This window comes from Variovorax sp. Soil_C_26, assembly GCF_057657075.1.
In genome coordinates, this window is sequence record NZ_JBDGJC010000001.1 from 642,711 (window position 1) to 660,173 (window position 17,463).

16 protein-coding genes are annotated in these 17,463 nt (G+C 67.9%); 8 read left to right on the forward strand and 8 right to left on the reverse strand.

What is annotated here, in order from left to right:
• Nucleotides 1-81 precede the first annotated feature (81 nt).
• From AC3A6G_RS02940 to AC3A6G_RS02950, 3 genes are all read left to right on the forward strand, one after another.
• Nucleotides 82-855: an SGNH/GDSL hydrolase family protein gene (locus AC3A6G_RS02940; RefSeq protein WP_487864035.1), complete on the forward strand. Its 774-nt coding sequence runs from the start codon at nt 82-84 to the stop codon at nt 853-855.
• A gap of 250 nt (nt 856-1,105) precedes the next feature.
• Nucleotides 1,106-2,917, forward strand: coding sequence for a DEAD/DEAH box helicase (locus tag AC3A6G_RS02945; RefSeq protein ID WP_487858202.1), 1,812 nt, complete (start codon nt 1,106-1,108; stop codon nt 2,915-2,917).
• A 117-nt stretch (nt 2,918-3,034) separates the two neighbouring features.
• Complete coding sequence (locus tag AC3A6G_RS02950; RefSeq protein WP_487864036.1) at nt 3,035-4,048, forward strand: endonuclease/exonuclease/phosphatase family protein; 1,014 nt, start codon at nt 3,035-3,037, stop codon at nt 4,046-4,048.
• Between the two features lie 21 nt (nt 4,049-4,069).
• On the opposite strand, the gene AC3A6G_RS02955 is transcribed toward AC3A6G_RS02950, so the two are convergent.
• The 5 genes from AC3A6G_RS02955 to AC3A6G_RS02975 form a co-directional block, all read right to left on the reverse strand.
• Entirely contained in the window at nt 4,070-5,266 is a 1,197-nt protein-coding gene (locus AC3A6G_RS02955) for a mandelate racemase/muconate lactonizing enzyme family protein (protein ID WP_487858204.1), read from the reverse strand.
• 82 nt (nt 5,267-5,348) lie between these two features.
• Nucleotides 5,349-6,359 (reverse strand): TRAP transporter substrate-binding protein, encoded by a 1,011-nt coding sequence (locus AC3A6G_RS02960; protein ID WP_487858205.1) that lies wholly within the window; start codon nt 6,357-6,359, stop codon nt 5,349-5,351.
• A 62-nt stretch (nt 6,360-6,421) separates the two neighbouring features.
• On the reverse strand, nt 6,422-7,723 hold the full coding sequence (locus AC3A6G_RS02965; RefSeq protein ID WP_487858206.1) for a TRAP transporter large permease: 1,302 nt from the start codon (nt 7,721-7,723) through the stop codon (nt 6,422-6,424).
• Nucleotides 7,720-8,265 carry a TRAP transporter small permease gene (locus AC3A6G_RS02970; protein ID WP_487858207.1) on the reverse strand — a complete coding sequence of 182 codons (546 nt, stop codon included), beginning with the start codon at nt 8,263-8,265 and terminating at the stop codon, nt 7,720-7,722. Before AC3A6G_RS02970 ends, AC3A6G_RS02965 begins: the two co-directional genes overlap by 4 nt.
• Nucleotides 8,266-8,318: 53 nt before the next feature.
• Nucleotides 8,319-9,068 carry a FadR/GntR family transcriptional regulator gene (locus tag AC3A6G_RS02975; RefSeq protein WP_487858208.1) on the reverse strand — a complete coding sequence of 250 codons (750 nt, stop codon included), beginning with the start codon at nt 9,066-9,068 and terminating at the stop codon, nt 8,319-8,321.
• A 158-nt stretch (nt 9,069-9,226) separates the two neighbouring features.
• Between AC3A6G_RS02975 and AC3A6G_RS02980 the strand changes: the two genes are divergently transcribed.
• From AC3A6G_RS02980 to AC3A6G_RS03000, 5 genes are all read left to right on the forward strand, one after another.
• Entirely contained in the window at nt 9,227-10,966 is a 1,740-nt protein-coding gene (locus tag AC3A6G_RS02980; RefSeq protein ID WP_487873004.1) for an IlvD/Edd family dehydratase, read from the forward strand.
• Between the two features lie 148 nt (nt 10,967-11,114).
• A complete protein-coding gene (locus AC3A6G_RS02985; RefSeq protein ID WP_487873005.1) occupies nt 11,115-12,032 on the forward strand; it encodes a 2-dehydro-3-deoxygalactonokinase in 918 nt (305 codons plus the stop codon).
• Nucleotides 12,029-12,673: a 2-dehydro-3-deoxy-6-phosphogalactonate aldolase gene (locus tag AC3A6G_RS02990; RefSeq protein WP_487873006.1), complete on the forward strand. Its 645-nt coding sequence runs from the start codon at nt 12,029-12,031 to the stop codon at nt 12,671-12,673. The genes AC3A6G_RS02985 and AC3A6G_RS02990 overlap by 4 nt, the downstream gene beginning before the upstream one ends.
• 46 nt (nt 12,674-12,719) lie before the next feature.
• A complete protein-coding gene (locus AC3A6G_RS02995; RefSeq protein ID WP_487873007.1) occupies nt 12,720-13,454 on the forward strand; it encodes an aldolase in 735 nt (244 codons plus the stop codon).
• Between the two features lie 112 nt (nt 13,455-13,566).
• Nucleotides 13,567-13,881, forward strand: a complete 315-nt coding sequence (locus AC3A6G_RS03000; RefSeq protein ID WP_487873008.1) for a hypothetical protein — start codon at nt 13,567-13,569, stop codon at nt 13,879-13,881.
• A 24-nt stretch (nt 13,882-13,905) separates the two neighbouring features.
• Here the strand turns inward: AC3A6G_RS03000 and AC3A6G_RS03005 are convergent, their stop codons facing one another.
• From AC3A6G_RS03005 to AC3A6G_RS03015, 3 genes are read right to left on the reverse strand one after another with little or no spacing between them, the layout of a single operon-like run.
• On the reverse strand, nt 13,906-14,616 hold the full coding sequence (locus AC3A6G_RS03005) for an SDR family oxidoreductase (protein WP_487873009.1): 711 nt from the start codon (nt 14,614-14,616) through the stop codon (nt 13,906-13,908).
• 44 nt (nt 14,617-14,660) lie between these two features.
• The gene (locus tag AC3A6G_RS03010; RefSeq protein WP_487858214.1) at nt 14,661-16,085 is read right to left on the reverse strand and encodes an MATE family efflux transporter; all 1,425 of its coding nucleotides are present in this window, start codon (nt 16,083-16,085) and stop codon (nt 14,661-14,663) included.
• Nucleotides 16,086-16,105: 20 nt separating this feature from the next.
• Nucleotides 16,106-17,419 (reverse strand): MFS transporter, encoded by a 1,314-nt coding sequence (locus AC3A6G_RS03015; RefSeq protein WP_487864041.1) that lies wholly within the window; start codon nt 17,417-17,419, stop codon nt 16,106-16,108.
• Between the last annotated feature and the right edge of the window lie 44 nt (nt 17,420-17,463).

The window sequence follows — 17,463 nt, forward strand, 5'->3', positions numbered from 1 at the left end:
GTCACAGAGATCGCCGCGCGCACCAAGCGCGGCCGATGAGGTGCCGAATTTCCGGCGCGTCGATCGCTCAGCAGGAAACCAATGTTCACACACGCCTGGCTGCGCAAGTCGCAGTCGTTGTCGCGCGCGCTCCGGAGCGCGCCACCTTGGTCGGGCGTTCTGCTCTGCGCCGGCTTCATCGTGCTGACCGGCTGCGGTAGCGCCAACCGCCTCCCCACCAGCCAACCTGCGGCGCCCGTCGTCCGAAGCGTCGCCCATGTCCCCGCCGCCGGGCCGCGGGCGCCGCGGTCAGTCACGGCGCCGTTGCGCTGTACCGTGGATGTCTACGCGGACAGCATCATGGCCAACAACGGCACGCAGGAACGTCCGATCGCCTCCCTTCAGAAACAGTACCCGGCCCTGACCTTCGTCGATCACTCGGCCCCCGAGGTGCTGTTGACCGACCTTGCGCGCCGCTTCGACGAGCTGCCGCGCAGCGGCCGCTGGGTCGTGATCGAGAGCGGCGTGATCGACGCGTGGCGCAATGTGAAGCCCGCGCTCTACGTCCAGGCGCTGCAAGACATCATCGACGGCTTGCGTGCGGAGGGCCGCGAGCCGATCCTCACCGGCTTCTCGCGCCAGATCGAAATGCCCGCGCTGCACATCCGCAAACCCCAGTTGATCCGGCGTGCCCGCTACGACGAGCTCACGCGCCTGGTGGCACTCGACAGGAAAGTGGCCTTCGTCGATTGGGGCGCGGTGCGTTTCGATGGTCCCGACGACCTGCAGGACGGCATCCATCCGAGCCGGGCCTACAGCGACCGGCTGTTCCGGAAGCTGCTCACCACGCTCGAACGCGTGACCGATTGCAGGTAATGGGCGCCCCAAACGCCGACTCATGCGACAATAGCGCTGTTGCCGGGTCCAGTTGCCCGCAACGCCGGCTCTCTGCCGGGGACGAAGAAAGCCCATCCAGCCTTGGCAACCCCAAGCGCCATCAACCCTCTTGCGAGGGTGGACTTTCCGGCTCCCACCCCTGACCTTCATCTGCCTTGACTGGCTCGGCGTCACCATGACGCCAAGCGGGCCGATGTCACTGCGCCGTGTATGGCGCTTATTGTTTCCAATGAATTTTGACGAACTGAAGCTGGCCCCTGCCATCTTGAAGGCTGTGCACGAGCACGGTTACGACACCCCCACCCCCATTCAGGCACAGGCCATCCCGGCCGTTCTCGAGGGCCACGACCTGCTCGGCGGCGCCCAGACCGGCACCGGCAAGACGGCCGCCTTCACGCTGCCGATGCTGCACAAGCTCAGCACCAGCACGCGCGCCACCAACAAGTTCGGCGGCATCGGCGTGCGCGCCCTCGTGCTCACGCCGACGCGCGAACTCGCCGCCCAGGTCGAGGAATCGGTGCGCACCTACGGCAAGTACCTCGAACTCGATTCGACCGTGATCTTCGGCGGCGTGGGCATGAACCCGCAGATCAGCAAGCTCAAGAAGGGCGTCGACATCCTCGTGGCCACGCCGGGCCGCCTGCTCGACCTGCAGCAGCAGGGCATGCTCGACCTGGGCCAGGTCGAGATCCTGATCCTCGACGAAGCCGACCGCATGCTCGACATGGGCTTCATCCACGACGTGAAGAAGATCCTCGCGCTGGTGCCCAAGCAAAAGCAGAGCCTGCTGTTCTCGGCCACCTTCAGCGACGAGATCCGCGACCTCGCGGCCACGCTGCTCAAGAATCCGCAGAGCATCCAGGTCACGCCGCGCAACACCACCGTGCAGCGCATCACGCAGGTGATCCACCCCGTGGGCCGCGGCAAGAAGAAGGCGCTGCTCGCGCACATCATCAACGAGAACAAGTGGAGCCAGGTGCTCGTGTTCACGCGCACCAAGTTCGGTGCCAACAGCGTGGCCGAATTCCTCACCAAGAACGGCATCCAGGCCATGGCGCTGCACGGCAACAAGAGCCAGAGCGCGCGCACGCAGGCGCTGGCCGGCTTCAAGAGCGGCGACATCCGCGCGCTGGTGGCCACCGACATCGCAGCCCGCGGCATCGACATCGACGAGCTGCCGCACGTCGTGAACTACGAGATCCCGAACGTCAGCGAAGACTACGTCCACCGCATTGGCCGCACCGGCCGCGCCGGTTCGAGCGGCGAGGCCGTGAGCTTCGTCTGCATGGACGAAGAAGGCTTCATGCAGGAGATCGAGCGCTTCACGAAGCAGACGATCCCGGTGCAGTTCATCGAAGGCTTCGGCCCCGAGGAAGGCGAACGCGCCGAACCGATCGCCATGGGCCGCCAGACCATCTGGGGCGGCGCAGGCCGTCCGCCGAGCCGCGACGTCATGCAGGCGGCCGCCAAGGCTGCCCGCACCGAGATGCTGCAACGGGTCCGCGAGAACAAGGCCGGCCAGGGCGGTGGCGGCAACGCCGGTGCCGGCAATGGCGGCGGACAGCGCCGCGGTGCTGGAGGCGGTGGCGGTGGCGGTCAAGGCCGCAATGCCGGCGGCCAGGGACAAGGCCAGGGTCCGCGCGGCCAGGGCGCCCGCCCGCCGCAGGGCCGCGGCCCCCAGGCGCCGGCGCGCAGCGCACCGCACCAGCACGCGCCGCACCAGCATCTGCCGCATGAAGAGCGCCAACCGCGCCATCATGGCAACAGCCACAGCCCCACGCAGGCCAACCAGGTGGCGCACCTGCGCGCCGAAGCGGTGGAAGGCGCGGCAGGCCAGCCCGATCCGCTGCGCACGAGCGTCGACCACATGGGCGGCGGCCGCGGACGCGGCGGGCGTCCGGGTGGCGGCGGCGGCTACGGCGGCAGCCGCTCGGGCGGCGGTGGCCGTTCGGGTGGTGGCGGTGGCTACGGCGGTGGCGGCGGTGGTGGTGGCGGTGGAAACCGTTCGGGCGGCGGCGGCGGCCGTTCGTTCGGGCGCTGAGCCGAGGCGCGGGCCGAACACCCGCGCTTCACACCAACAAAGGGCACCTCTCGGTGCCCTTTTTTCCTTGCATCGGCGTCAGGCAGGCCGCACGACGACAAGACACAATCGCACGCCATGGCCCACATCCCGCCCAACTACGCCACCCTCTTCGTCGCCACCTGCAACCTGCTGAATCTCGCCAACCCGCACCGGGTCTTCTACGAGAACCAGGAGCCCTACGACGAACGCGACCACGAGCGCAAGATCGAATGGACGGGCGAACGCTTCCGCACGCTCAATGCCGACGTGCTCGCGGTGCAGGAGGTCTGGGACGAGGCCGCGCTGAAGGCCGCCATCGCGCGCAGCGGCCTGCGCTACGACTTCGTCTCGGTGCCGGGCGCGGAGAACACGCCGCCGCTGAACGGCGCACAGGGCACGCCGCGGGTGGGCATCGCGACGCGGCTTCGCGTCGAGCATGCCCAGTCGTTCGTCGACTTCCCGCCGGGCTTCGGCGTCGAGGTGCCGGGGCTGGGGCAGCACACGCGATTCGAACGCCCGCCGTTCCTCGTCACGGTGCGCATGAAGCATGGCCAGCCGGTGCACGTGCTGACGGTGCACCTGAAGTCGAAGCGGCCGAAGTTCCTGCTCGATGCAGCGGGCCAGCCACTCGAGGACCGCGACGACCGCAAGGTCGGCGCGATGGCATCGCTGCGCTCGCTGCTGATGCGCGGCGCCGAGGCAGCCGCGCTGCGCTGCATCGTGATCGACCTGCTGGCGAACACCCGGGTGCCGCTGGTGGTGATGGGCGACTTCAACGACGACCCGCACAGCGTGACCACCCAGCTGGTGGCCGCCACCGCCGAGGTCGCCTACGACAAGGGGGCGCGCGACGTTGCGCTCTTCAACGCCTACGAGATGCAGGGCGAATCGGCGCTCAAGAAGGACGTGGCCTATTCGCACATCCACCAGGGCTTTCCGGCCGTGCTCGACCAGATCTTCGTGAGCGAGGAATTCGTCGCCACGAGCCGCAACAGCCTGGGCGACGTGCGCCGGGTCGATTACTTCAACGATCACCTGCACGAAGGCCGCGACCGCTCGCGTTCGGACCACGGCTTCGTGCGTGCGCTGCTGCGGCTGCGCACGGACTGACGGGTCGCCCTTTCCCGGCCTTCAGGCCTTCGACACCCGCACCATCGCATCGGCGCGCTTGTGCAGGTCGGGCAACAGCTCGAGGCCAAGGCCCGGCTTGTCGTTGAGGCTGATCATGCCGTTCTCGACCTTCGGCAGCTCGGTGACGAGCTCCCGGTACCAGCCCGTGAAGAAGGCGCGCACGCTCTCCTGAACCAGCGCATTGGGCGCATGCAGGCTCAGGTGCGTGGAGGCGGCCCAGACCACTGGCCCGGTGCAGTCGTGCGGCGCCACGGGCAGCTGCCAGGCGTCGGCCATGGCGGCGATCTTCCGCGCTTCGGTCAGGCCGCCGCACCAGCTCAGGTCGAGCATCGCCACGCCGGCCACGCCGGTCTGCAGATAGTCCTTGAAGCCCCACTTGTAGCTCAGCGTCTCGCTCGCGCAGACGAGCGCCTTGCAGTCCCTTGCGTACTGCGTGAGCAGGTCGAGGCTGTCCATGCGGATGGCATCCTCGTGCCAGAAGGTGTCGAACTCCTGCAGCGCCCGCGCGATCTTCTGCGCCATCGGCAATCGCCACAGGCTGTGGAACTCGACCATGATGTCCATCTTGCCGCCCACGGCCTTGCGGATCTTGCGGAACGGTTCCAGCGCGGCATCGAGGTCTCCGTTGCTGATGTACTGGCCATGGCTCTTCTCCGCGGCCGGGTCGAAGGGCCAGATCTTCATCGCCGTGATGCCTTCGGACAGCAGCGATTCGGCCAGCTCGTCCGCATGGTGCAGGAAGCCCTGCAGGTCTTCGTAGGGGCCGTTGTTGTTGGCGAGCCCCCAGTTCGAACTGGTCTGGTTGGTGGCGCTACGGATGTATTGGTAGCCCGCGCAGGTGTTGTAGATGCGGATGGCGTCGCGGCTCTTGCCGCCGAGCGCCGTGTGCACCGGCATGTTGGCGGCTTTGCCGAACAGGTCCCAGAGCGCGATGTCCACCGCCGAGTTGCCGCGCGTCTCCACGCCCGATCCGCGCCATCCGAGGTAGCCCGTGATGTCGCGGTTGCGCGCCTCGATCTGCAGCGGATCGGTGCCCAGCAGCTTGTGCGCCGCCCACTCGTGCAGGTAGGCCTCGACGGCCTCTGCACCCATGAAGGTTTCGCCGAGGCCGACCAGTCCCTCGTCGGTGTGCAGCCGCACCCACAGGATGTTCGGGAACTCGCCGAGGCGGATGGTTTCGACTTTCGTGATTTTCATGAAGAGGGTCCAAAAAAAGAAAAAGCCGCAGCGGCTCGCACCGCGCGGCTTTCACAGGGGACTCAGGCCATGCCGGGAAGCCTCAGCCTCCGCGTGCCTTCTTGAGAGCGTCCGTCACGACGCCCACGGCCTCGGCGCCGATGGTCGGCACGTTCTTGTCATACACCGGCTTGACCTTCTCGAGCATGCGCTTCTGCTCGGCGGCCGAGACCTCGTTGACCGTCATCGTCTTGCGCAGGTTCGCGAGCGACTTCTCGTTGAGCGCGCGATTGGCTTCGCGCTGGACCTTCTGGCCTTCCTTGGCGGCTTCGCGCAGCACGGCCTGCTCCTGCGGGTTGAGCTGGTCCCACAGCTTCTTGCTGTAGAGGATCAGGAACGGCGTATAGGCGTGCCGCGTGACGCTCAGGTACTTCTGCACTTCGCTGAACTTCGAGGTCTCGATCGTCACGAAGGGGTTTTCCTGGCCGTCGATGGTGCGGGTCTCGAGCGCGGTGAACACCTCGCCGAAGGCCATCGGCACGGCGTTGGCGCCCAGCGTCTTGAACGAGTCGAGGAAGATGTTGTTCTGCATCACGCGCAGCTTCACGCCTTCGAAGTCCTCGGCCTTCGCGACCGGCTTTTTGCTGTTGGTGAGATTGCGGAATCCGTTCTCCCAGTAGGCCAGGTTCACGAGGCCGGCGGCCTCGAGCTTCTTGTTGAAGTACTCGCCCGCGGGACCATCGAGCACCGCGTCGGCCTCCTTCTCGCTGGCGAACAGGAACGGCAGGTCGAAGGCGCCGAGCTCCTTCACGATGCCCACCAGCGGCGAGCTCGAGGTGCACACCATCTCCTGCGTGCCCGCACGCAACGCCTGCGTGGCCGGCAGGTCGCCGCCCGCCGCACCGCCCCAGAAGGCGACGATCTTCATCTTGCCGCCAGTCTTGGCGGCCAGCACTTCCTGCATCTTCTTCACGCCCACGCCCACCGGGTGGTCCTCGTTCACGCCGTTGGTGAACTTGATCGTGCGTTCGGCAAATTGGGCGATGGCACCGGTCGATGCGAGCAGGCCGCCGGCCACGAGGGCGGCGGTCATTAGGGTTCTGCGAAACAGCATGCTTGTCTCCTTCGATTGCAAGGGTTGGTTGATTGAATGGACTGACAGAGAAAGGATAAAAACTAGCGCCCCATCCACCACTGGAGCGGCACGGTCACGAGTTGCGGGAAGAACACCAGCGCGAACAGCACGACCAGGTGCGCGATGAAGAACGGCATCACGCCCTTGAAGGCATCATCCATCGAGATGCGCGCCACGCCGCTCACCACGTTGAGCACCGTACCAACAGGCGGCGTGATCAGGCCGATGGCGTTGTTCATGATGAACATCACGCCGAAGTACACCGGGTCGATGCCGGCCTTGAGCACCACCGGCATCAGCACCGGCGTGAGAATCAGCACGGTCGGCGTGAAGTCGAGTGCGGTGCCCACGATGACGATCAGCACCATCATCATGAACATCAGCAGGATCTTGTTGTCCAGGAACGGCTCGAGCAGCGAAACCACCTCGGCGGGAATGTTCGCCACCGTGATCAGCCAGGCGCTGACCATCGCGGCCGCGACGAGGAACATCACCACTGCCGTCGTCTTGCCGGCCGCGAGCGTCAGGCGGTAGAGGTCGCGCACCTTCAGTTCACCGTAAACGAAAACGCCGACGAGAAGCGAGTACACCGCGGCCACCACGGCCGCCTCGGTGGGCGTGAACACGCCGAACTTCATGCCACCGATGATGATGACCGGCAGCGCCAGCGCGAGGCTGCCCTGCGCCGTGACCTTGAGCCGTTCGCCCCATGGCACGCGCGGCGACGAACGCACGTTCTCCTTCTTGGCCACGATCCACCAGGCGACGCCGACCGCCAGCCCCATCAGGATGCCGGGCACGATGCCCGCGAGGAACAGCTTGGTGATCGACACGTTGCCGGCCACGCCGAACACGATGAGGCCGATCGACGGCGGAATCACCGGCGCGATGATGCCGCCCGCGGCGATGAGGCCGGCCGAGCGGTTCAGCTGGTAGCCGGCGGCCTTCATCATCGGGATCAGCAGTGCGGCCAGGGCCGCGGTGTCGGCGACGGCCGAGCCCGAAAGCGAGGCCATGATGATCGCCGCCAGCACTGCCACGTAGCCCATGCCGCCGCGGTAGTGCCCGACCCAGGCCATCGCGAGGTTCACGATCCGCCGGCTCAGGCCGCCGGCATTCATGAACTCGCCGGCCAGGAGGAAGAACGGCACTGCAAGCAGCGGAAAGTTGTCGGCGCCGTCGACGAAGCGCTGCGCGATGATCTGACTGTCGAAGGCCGGCAGGCCGCCGGTGGCGGCGAGCCATGCCATCAGCGAGACGCCGCACACCAGCAGCGAGTACGAGATCGGGATGCCCAGCGCCATGGCGCCGAGCAACGAGACGATGAAGATCGTGACCGTCATGGCGCCACCTTTGCTTGCGCCGGGGCATCGAGCACCTGGTCTTCGGATTCCCTGACCTGAATCAATTCATGGTCGGGCACGCGGCCCCTGAAGAGCCGCCAGAGCTTGTCGATGTTGAAGAGCGCCATCACTACCGACACGATGTAGCCGATGCCGTAGATCCAGATCATCGAAATGCCGACCACGGGCGAGATGTTGGTCACCTGCAGTTCGTGCATCTGGTAGGTGCCCATGAAGAACAGCACGTTGCAGAACAGCATGAGCGCCTGGCTCAGGAAGAAGCAGAGCTTCTTGCCGCCGCGCGGCAGGTGCTTGATGAGCGTGTCGACCCCGAGATGCGCGCCCTCGCGCATGGCCACCATGGCGCCGATGTACGTGAGCCAGATGAAGCAGTAGCGCGACATCTCGTCCGACACCGAGATGCCGGAGTTGAATCCGTAGCGCAGCACCACGTTGCCGAACACCATGATGACCATCGCCACCATGCACGCGACCACGAGGAACTCCAGCACGCGAAAAAAACCGTCGACTGCGCTCTTCATCACCTTCTCTCCTGTCTTGCGGTGTTGTTATGGAATGGGTCGCCGTCCGCTCGCTAGAGCGGAAAGGCCTTGAGCTGCGTGGCCGGCCGGCTGATGCGCGGCAGCTTCTTGCGCGACGCCAGCACCTGCTCGATGTCATGGCGCGCGCCGTCAATCAGAACCAGAACGGCCTTCTCGGCGCGGGCCGATTCGCGCGCGATCACGGCGTCGAGCACTGCGCGGTGCAGCGGCAGCGACGTGGCAGGCCCGTCTTTTCGGCTGGTGGAGATCTCGAAGCTGGTGCGCAGCAGCGCGCCCAGCGCACGGCTCATCTGCACCAGCATGCGGTTGTGGCTGGAGCGGATAAGTCCCTGGTGAAAGCGCAGGTCGGGCGTGATGTAGTCGCCGCCGAACTCGATGGCGCGCTTCATGCCCGCGTAGGCGTCTTCCATCTCGGCGATGTCCGCGGCCGTGGCGCGCAGCGCGGCCAGCCCGACCGCGGCAGGCTCGACCACACGGCGCAGGTCCTGCAGGTCGCGCAGGAACTCAGCCGAGAGGCCGGCCTGCGTCTGCCAGACGATCACGTCGGCGTCGAACCAGTTCCACTGGTCCGACGGCTGCACGCGCGTGCCCACCTTCGGGCCGCTGGTCACGAGCCCCTTGGCGATCAGCGACTTGATCGACTCGCGCACCACGGTGCGGCTCACGCCGAGCGCCTCGCACAAGAGCGGCTCCGGCGGGATCGACGCGCCGGGCGCATAGCGACCCGCAACGATGTCGCTGCCGATGCGGTCGACCGTGTTGCCGTGGACGTTCTTGATCATGCCTGCGTGCGTTGTGGTTGTTGTCCGGTCCCTGGTCCGGCCGCTCGGAAACCCTGAACGGCGGATGGCGTGTCGCGCTTATCATATGATGATTGAAAATTGTTAACGGCAGGAAAAACCCTGACCTGCCGGCATTCCTTCCAGCCACGGAGACAACGATGAGCACGCCACCGAAGAAGAAGAAACCCGAAGAACTGCGCAGCCAGCAATGGTTCGGCCGCACCGACCGTGACGGGTTCATCTACCGCAGCTGGGTCAAGGGCAAGGGCGTGCCGCACGACCAGTTCGACGGCCGCCCGGTGATCGGCATCTGCAACACCTTCAGCGAACTCACGCCCTGCAACTCGCATTTCCGCACGCTCGCCGAGCAGGTCAAGATCGGCGTCTACGAGGCCGGCGGCTTCCCGCTCGAGTTTCCGGTGATGTCGCTCGGCGAGACGCTGCTGCGTCCCACCGCCATGCTGTACCGCAACCTCGCGAGCATGGACGTGGAAGAGAGCATCCGCGGCAATCCGCTCGACGGCGTGGTGCTGCTCATGGGCTGCGACAAGACCACGCCCGCGCTCATGATGGGCGCCGCCAGCGTCGACCTGCCGACCATCGGCGTCTCGGGTGGCCCGATGCTCTCGGGCAAGTGGCGCGGCCAGGAACTCGGCTCTGGCACCGGCGTATGGCAGATGAGCGAGCAGGTGCGTGCGGGCACGCTCAAGCTGCAGGACTTCTTCGAGGCCGAGAGCTGCATGCACCGCAGCCACGGCCACTGCATGACCATGGGCACCGCCAGCACCATGGCGAGCATGGTCGAGTCGCTGGGCATCGGGCTGCCGGGCAATGCGGCCTACCCCGCCGTCGACGGCCGCCGCAACGTGCTTGCGCGCATGGCGGGCCGGCGCATCGTCGACATGGTCCATGAAGACCTCCACATGTCGAAGATCCTCACGCGCCAGGCGATCGAGAACGCGATCAAGGTCAACGCGGCCATCGGCGGCTCGACCAACTTCGTGATCCACCTGCTCGCCATCGCGGGCCGCATCGGCGTGGAACTCACACTCGACGACTTCGACCGCCTCGCCTCCGAGCTGCCCTGCCTGGTGAACCTGCAGCCCTCGGGCCAGTTCCTGATGGAGGACTTCTGCTACGCCGGCGGCCTGCCGGTGGTGATGAAGGAAATCGCCGACCTCCTGCACAAGGACGTGATCACCGCGAACGGGCAGACGCTCTGGGAGAACGTGAAGGACGCCGAGAACTACAACGCCCAGGTCATCCGCCCGCTGGCCGAGCCCTTCAAGGACAAGGCCGGCATCTGCGTGCTGCGCGGCAACCTCGCGCCCAACGGCGCGATCATCAAGCCGAGCGCGGCCACGCCCGGGCTGCTGGTGCACAAGGGCCGCGCGGTGGTGTTCGAGAGCGCCGACGACCTGCACAAGCGCATCGACGACGAGGCCCTCGACATCGACGAGCACTGCATCATGGTGCTCAAGAACTGCGGCCCCAAGGGCTACCCCGGCATGGCCGAGGCCGGCAACATGCCGCTGCCGCCGAAGGTGCTGCGCAAAGGCATCACCGACATGGTCCGCATCAGCGACGCACGCATGAGCGGCACCGCCTACGGCACCGTGGTGCTGCACACGGCGCCCGAGGCCGCGGCGGGCGGGCCGCTGGCGCTTGTGCAGGACGGCGACATCGTCGAGCTCGACGTGCCGAACCGCCGTTTGCATCTGCACGTCAGCGACGAAGAGCTCGCGAAGCGGCGCGAGAAATGGGTTGCGCCCAAGGCGCCGCTCGATTCGGGCTACTGGAAGCTCTATGTCGACACGGTGCTGCAGGCGGACCAGGGCGCCGACCTCGCGTTCCTGCGTGGCCGGCGCGGCCCCTTCGTGCCACGCGACAACCACTAGGATGGAACGCCCCCCGAAGCGCCTGCGGCGCCTCCCCCCACTGGGGGGCGCACCCAGCGGCCTGGCAAAGCCAGTTCCGCGGGTGCACTGGCTTGCGCCTGTCGGGTTTGATGCGATGCGGGTGGCGCGTCGTGCCATGGGGCACTGAATGGAAAAGAGGCTGGTCGCGATCGACTGGGGCACGAGCTCGCTGCGCGGCGCATTGCTCGATGCCGGCGGCAAGGTGCTCGAAGAGCGCAGCGATCCGCGCGGCATCCTCAAAGTGCCTGCGGGCGGCTTTGCCGCGGTGTTCGAATCCCTGTTCGCCGACTGGATGCAGCCGGCCGGCACGCGCTGCCTGATCTCCGGCATGGCCGGCAGCAAGCAGGGATGGGTCGAGGCGCCCTACTGCGCGTGTCCGGCGGGCCGGGTCGAGATCGGGCGCAGCATCATCGACATCGATGCTGGCCTGCCTGGTGCGCGCGTCGCCATCGTGCCGGGCCTCAGCGACGCGCACGACGGCGTGCCCGACGTGATGCGCGGCGAGGAAGTGCAAATCCTCGGCGCGGTGGCGCTCATGGGCGTGGACGAAGGCGTCTTCGTGCTGCCCGGCACGCACAACAAGTGGGCCACGGTCAAGAAAGGCCGCGTGACGGGCTTTCGCACCTTCATGACGGGCGAGTTCTATGCGCTGCTGAGCCAGCATTCGATCCTCGCGCGCACGCTCCGGGCCGATGCGCCGCTCGACGAGGCCGCGTTCGCGCAAGGCGTGGCGCGCGCCGACAACGGCCAAGGCCTGCTGCACAACGCCTTCGGCGCACGCACGCTTGCGCTGTTCGACCGCCTGCCCGCGCAGGAGGTCTCGAGCTATCTGTCGGGCCTGCTGATCGGCGAAGAGCTGCGCACGCAATCGCTGCACGCCTTCGGCGAGGTGGTGCTGATCGGCGCGCCGGCGCTGACCGAGCGCTATGCCCTCGCACTGCGCACCACGGGCGTCGCCACGCGCACGCTCGGTGCCGAAGCCACATGGGCCGGACTGCACGCGCTGTCCGGCTTTCTCGACGCAGACAGGAGCTCGACGTCATGACAACCACGCCCCGCGAAAAATTCGATACAGCGATGCGCGCGCTGCCGCTCGTCGCGATATTGCGCGGCCTCACGCCGCCCGAAGCCGCCGACATCGGCGATGCGATCGTCGCGTCGGGTTTCGGGCTGCTCGAGGTGCCGCTCAATTCGCCCGATCCCTACGCCAGCATCGCGCTGATGCGCGCGCGCTTTCCGGCCGCGCTCGTGGGCGCCGGCACCGTGCTCGACGTGCAGCAGGTGCGCCATGTGCACGACGCCGGCGGCGAACTGGTGGTGGCGCCCAACTTCAATGCCGACGTGATCGCCGAGGCCGTGCGGCTCGGCATGGTCTGCCTGCCCGGCGTGATGACGCCGACCGAGGCCTTCGGCGCGCTGGCGGCGGGCGCGACCGGGCTCAAGCTGTTTCCGGCCGAACTCGCGTCGCCGGCGGTGGTCAAGGCCCTGCTCGCTGTGCTGCCGCCGGGCACGCCGTTGATGCCCGTGGGCGGCATCACGCCGGCCAACATGGGCGAATGGCGCGCGGCCGGCGCGGCCGGCTTCGGCATCGGCTCCGCGCTCTACAAGCCTGGCAAGTCGGCAGCGCAGGTGCGTGCCGATGCCGAGCGCTTCGTCGCCGCATACACGGGCGCGACCCGCGCCTGAACACCCTTCGCTTCATCCATTCATTCACGTCCAAGAGGAAAGCGCGATGTCCGCAGATCAGCAATACGCCAGCCCCGCCGTGCGCACCCTGCGCGAAGACCTTGCGCTCGCACTGCGCGCTGCCGCCCACCACGGCCTGTCCGAAGGGGTGTGCAACCATTTCAGCGTCATGCTGCCGGGCGCCCAGGACCGCTACCTCATCAACCCGCGCGGCCTGCACTGGAGCGAGGTCGGGCCCGACGACATCGTGCTGATCGACGTGCATGGCGAGGTGCTGGCCGGCCGCCACCGCGTCGAGCCGACCGCGCTGTTCATCCATGGCGCGGTGCACCGGCTGACCGGCCATGCGGTGGTGCTGCATTGCCACATGCCCTATGCCACCGCGCTCACGCTGACGGCCGACCGCGCGCTCGACCCGACCCTGAGCCAGAACGCGATGCGCTACATGAACCGCATCGCGATCGACGCGGTGTACAACGGCCTCGCGCTCGACGATGCCGAGGGCGAGCGCATTGCGCGCGCCATGACGGGCAAGGACGTGGCCTTTCTCGCGAACCATGGCGTGGTCGTGGCCGGCGCCACGATCGCCCATGCCTATGACGATCTCTACTACCTGGAACGCGCCTGCCTGCACCAGGTGATCGCGCAGTCCACGGGCCGGCCGCTGGTTCCGGTCGATCCCGCAATGGCCGCGCATGTGTCCAAGCAGATCCAGGGCGAGCGCGAGCAGTCCGACCTGTTTTTCGAGGCGCTGCGGCGCCTGCTTCCCGCGCCGCGCTGAATTCCGGACGGTGCTGCGGCTTACAGCTCTTCATGGGATTTCGCTCCAGCCTTACAAAGCGTTCACATGGCGCCCCGACGATAGGGCTTCCAACCACTCCATCGGAGTCGCCATGAAAAAGCTCTCGTTCGCCCTCGGTGCCGCCGCGCTGCTCTCGCTCGCCGCGCTCACCGCGCCCGCCCAGGCCCGTGCCGGCGGCCCCATCATCCAGGCCCAGGTGTACGTGGTCCCCGCCGCGCCGCCGCGCCACCGCTACCATGCGCCGCCGCCGCCGCGTCATCATTACGGACCGGGCTACTACCGCAACCACGGCTACCACCATCGGCATCGCCATGGTGACAACCGCCGTTACGGCCGCCGGGACCGCGACGGCGACGGCGTACCCAACCGCTACGACCGCCGCCCCAACAATCCGTACCGCTACTGACCGCGCCGCGCGTGCCGGTAACACCTACGCGGCGAGGCGCACCGCGGCGTAGCCCGGCGCGTCGCTCGACAGGCTTTGCTTAAGCTGGCGCGTGACCGCGTCGGCCAGCACTTCGGGCAAGCCCTGTTCCACCGCCGCGAGTGCCTGCGCGGCCACCTCATCGGGCGACGCCTTGGGGCCCGGCACGTGCGTGGCCATGTCGGTGTCCATGAAGGCCACGTGCACGCTCGTGACCTGCGTGCCCTGCCCCGCCAATCCGTTGCGCAGCCCATTGCTCAGCGACCATGCAGCCGACTTGGTGGCACTGTAGGTCGCCACGGCCGGGAACGTGGTCCAACTCAGCGCCGACAGCACGTTCACCATCGCACCGCCGCCATTCGCCGCGAGCACCGGCGCGAAGGCCTTGGCCAGCGCCCACACGCCGAAGAAATTGGTTTCGAATTCCTCGCGCGCCGCTTCCATCGAACCGTCGCCCAGCAGGGTGCTGCCGCGCGAGATGCCTGCGTTGTTGACCAGCAGCGTGACATCGCCGCAGCCGCGCACGGCCGCCTCGACCTGCGCGGGCTGCGTCACATCGAGCGTGACCGGCACCACGCCGGGCAGCGCGACCTGTTTCGCATCTCGCGCGGCCGCATAGACCTTGCGCGCCCCTGCCGCGAGCGCCGCCTTGGCGAACGCGAGGCCGAGCCCGCGGTTGGCGCCGGTGATGAAGACAACCGAGTCCTTGATTTGCATGGAGCGCCTTTCAGGGACCAGGGTCCCGGTTTTAGAACAATGGTTCAGGCCTGCGCCATGCGCCGCAGCAGGCCGCCCGGCGTGCGCGGCCAGCCGACGCGGCCGAACCATGCGCCGCCGGCGATCGCCGAGGCGATCAAAATGCCGTACACCACGAGCGCCGCGCCCTGCACCGCGAACACGCTCGCGAGCCCGCCGCCCCAGTGCAGCACCAGCCAGCCGCCGAGCCCGGCGACCACAAGGCGCGCCACATTGCCGAGCACCGGCCACAGCAGGCGACCCGCCCCCTGCGAAGCGAAGTACAGCGCCAGCCCGACACCGAAGAAACCGTAGAACGGTCCGACCAGGCGCAGGTACTGGGCGCCGGTCTCGAGCATGGCGGGATCGCTGCCGAACAGCAGCAGCCAGGGGCGTGGAAACAGGGCCGCCGCGAGGCCGATGGCCTCGGTCAATGCGAAGGCCAGCCCCGCCCCGGCCCAGGTGGCACGCAGCGCGCGCTCGCGCTGGCCCGCACCCATGCAGGTGCCCACCATCGCGACCAGCGGCGCGCCGAGCCCAAAGACCAGCGGCACCAGCAGGTACTCGAGCCGCGACGCGGTGCCGTAGCCGGCGAGCGCACCCGTGCCGAAGTGCCCGGACAGCGCGGTGGCGATGCCGATCGACAGGTTGGTGGCCACCGTGGCGATCGCCGCCACCAGCCCGATGCGCAGGATGTCGCGAAAGAATGGCCAGCGGAACTGCATGGCCGCCAGCCTGGGGCGCAGCAGGCTCTTCGGCGAGCGCAGGTAGACGATGAGCGCGATCGAACCCAGCAGGTAATACAGCAGCAGCGCCATCGCGCCGCCCGCGATGCCCATGCCCGGCAGCGGCCCCCAGCCGAAGATCAACAGCGGCGAGGCGGGCACCAGGAAGAACACGCCTGCCACCGTCACCCGGGCCGGCACCGCCATGTTGCCGGTGCCGCGGATCACGGCCGAGAGCGAGTTGAAGAGCCACACCAGCACCGCGCCCGCGAACACCCAGTTCGAGTACGTCAGCGCCGCATCGAGCGCGGCACCGCTGCCGCCCATCACCCCGTAGAGCCAGCGTCCGCCCGCCAGCAGCGCCAGCGTGAAGCAAAGCCCGAAGCCGATGGCGATGACCACCGCATGCCACACGAGCGCATCGGCATCGCCGCGCCGGCGCGCCCCGAGCGCGCGTGCGATCGACGAGGCGATGCCGCCGCCCATCGCGCCGGCCGACGTCATCTGCATCAGCATGACGATCGGGAACACCAGCGCCATGCCCGCGAGCGCATCGGTGCCGAGCTTGCCCACGAAGTAGGTCTCGATCAGGCCGACCGCCGCCTGCGCCACCATCACGAGCACATTGGGCGCGGCAAGGCGCAGCAGCGTGGGCACGATCGGCGCCTCGAGCAGGCGGCGCGTGCGCGGATCGAGTTGTTCGGCCTGGAGCGGGCTGTTGTTCATGGTGCGTCTCCTGCGGCCGGTCAGGCCCGTGCCGCGGCCGTTGCCGGACCGCCGACCGCCTTTGCCGGCCGGCGAATCGCCAGCACCACCACCGCGGCGACCAGGCAGGCCGCGCCCGCCGCGTACAGCGCCGGCGTGTAGGTGAGCAGCAGCGTGCGCACGAAGCCCGCGCCATAGGCGGCTGTGGCGGCGCCCAGTTGGTGGGCCGCGAAGATCCAGCCGAACACCATGCCGACCTTCGCCGGACCGAACTCGGCGCCCGCGAGCTTGACGGTCGGCGGCACAGTGGCGATCCAGTCGAGCCCGTAGAACATCGCGAACAGCCCCAGGCCGTAGATCGTGAACTCGGAATGCGGCAGCCAGAAGAGCGACAGCCCGCGCAGGCCGTAGTACCAGAAGAGCAGCTTGCGGTTGTCGTAGCGGTCCGAGAGCCAGCCCGACAGGATGGTGCCCACGAAGTCGAAGGCCCCCATCATCGCGAGCACCGAAGCGGCCGGCACCGCAGCCATGCCGAAGTCGCTGCACAGCGAGATGAAGTGCGTCTGCACCAGGCCGTTGGTGCTCAGGCCGCAGATGAAGAAGGTGCCCGCCAGGATCAGGAAGGTGCGGTTGGTCGAGACCTCCTTCAGCACGCGGAACGGCGTGGCGAAGTTCATCGTCGCCGCGGGTGCCGCTGCGGGCGGCGCGCTGCCGGGCACGGCCTTCTCGCCATAGGGGAGCAGGCCCACGTCCGAAGGCCGGTTGCGCACCAGGCACAGCGCCAGCACGCCGATCAGCGCGCTGCCGATCACGACCGGAACGATGGCCGAGCGCCAGCCCCAGTGCTCGATCATCCAGGCCGCGAACGGCAGAAAGGCCAGCTGCCCGGTCGCTGCACTGGCCGTGAGCATGCCGATCACCAGCCCGCGCCGCGCGACGAACCAGCGGTTGGCCACCACCGCGCCGAGCACCAGCGCCGTGAGGCCGGTGCCGAGCCCCAGCATCAGGCTCCAGAGCACGAACAGCTGCCACAGCTGCGAAGCCGTCGTGACCAGCGCCATGCCCAGCCCGACCAGCGCCAGCCCGCTGCACATCACCGCGCGCAGGCCATAGCGCTCCATCAGCACGGCGGCGAACGGGCCCATGAGTCCGAACAGCGCAAAGCGCAGTGCGAGTGCCGAGGAAATCTGCTCGGTGCTCCAGCCGAATTCCTTGCCCAGCGGCTGCAGCATCGCGCCCGGCAGGCCCAGCGCGGCCGACATCGTCAGCATGGTCAGGAAGGTGACTGCGGCGACGACCCAGCCATAGTGGATGCCACGGCGCTGCAGCCAGGCGGAAACGGTGTGGGCGAACATGGAACCTCTTCTTCTGCTTGTCGTGGGAATGGATCGAAGCGAAA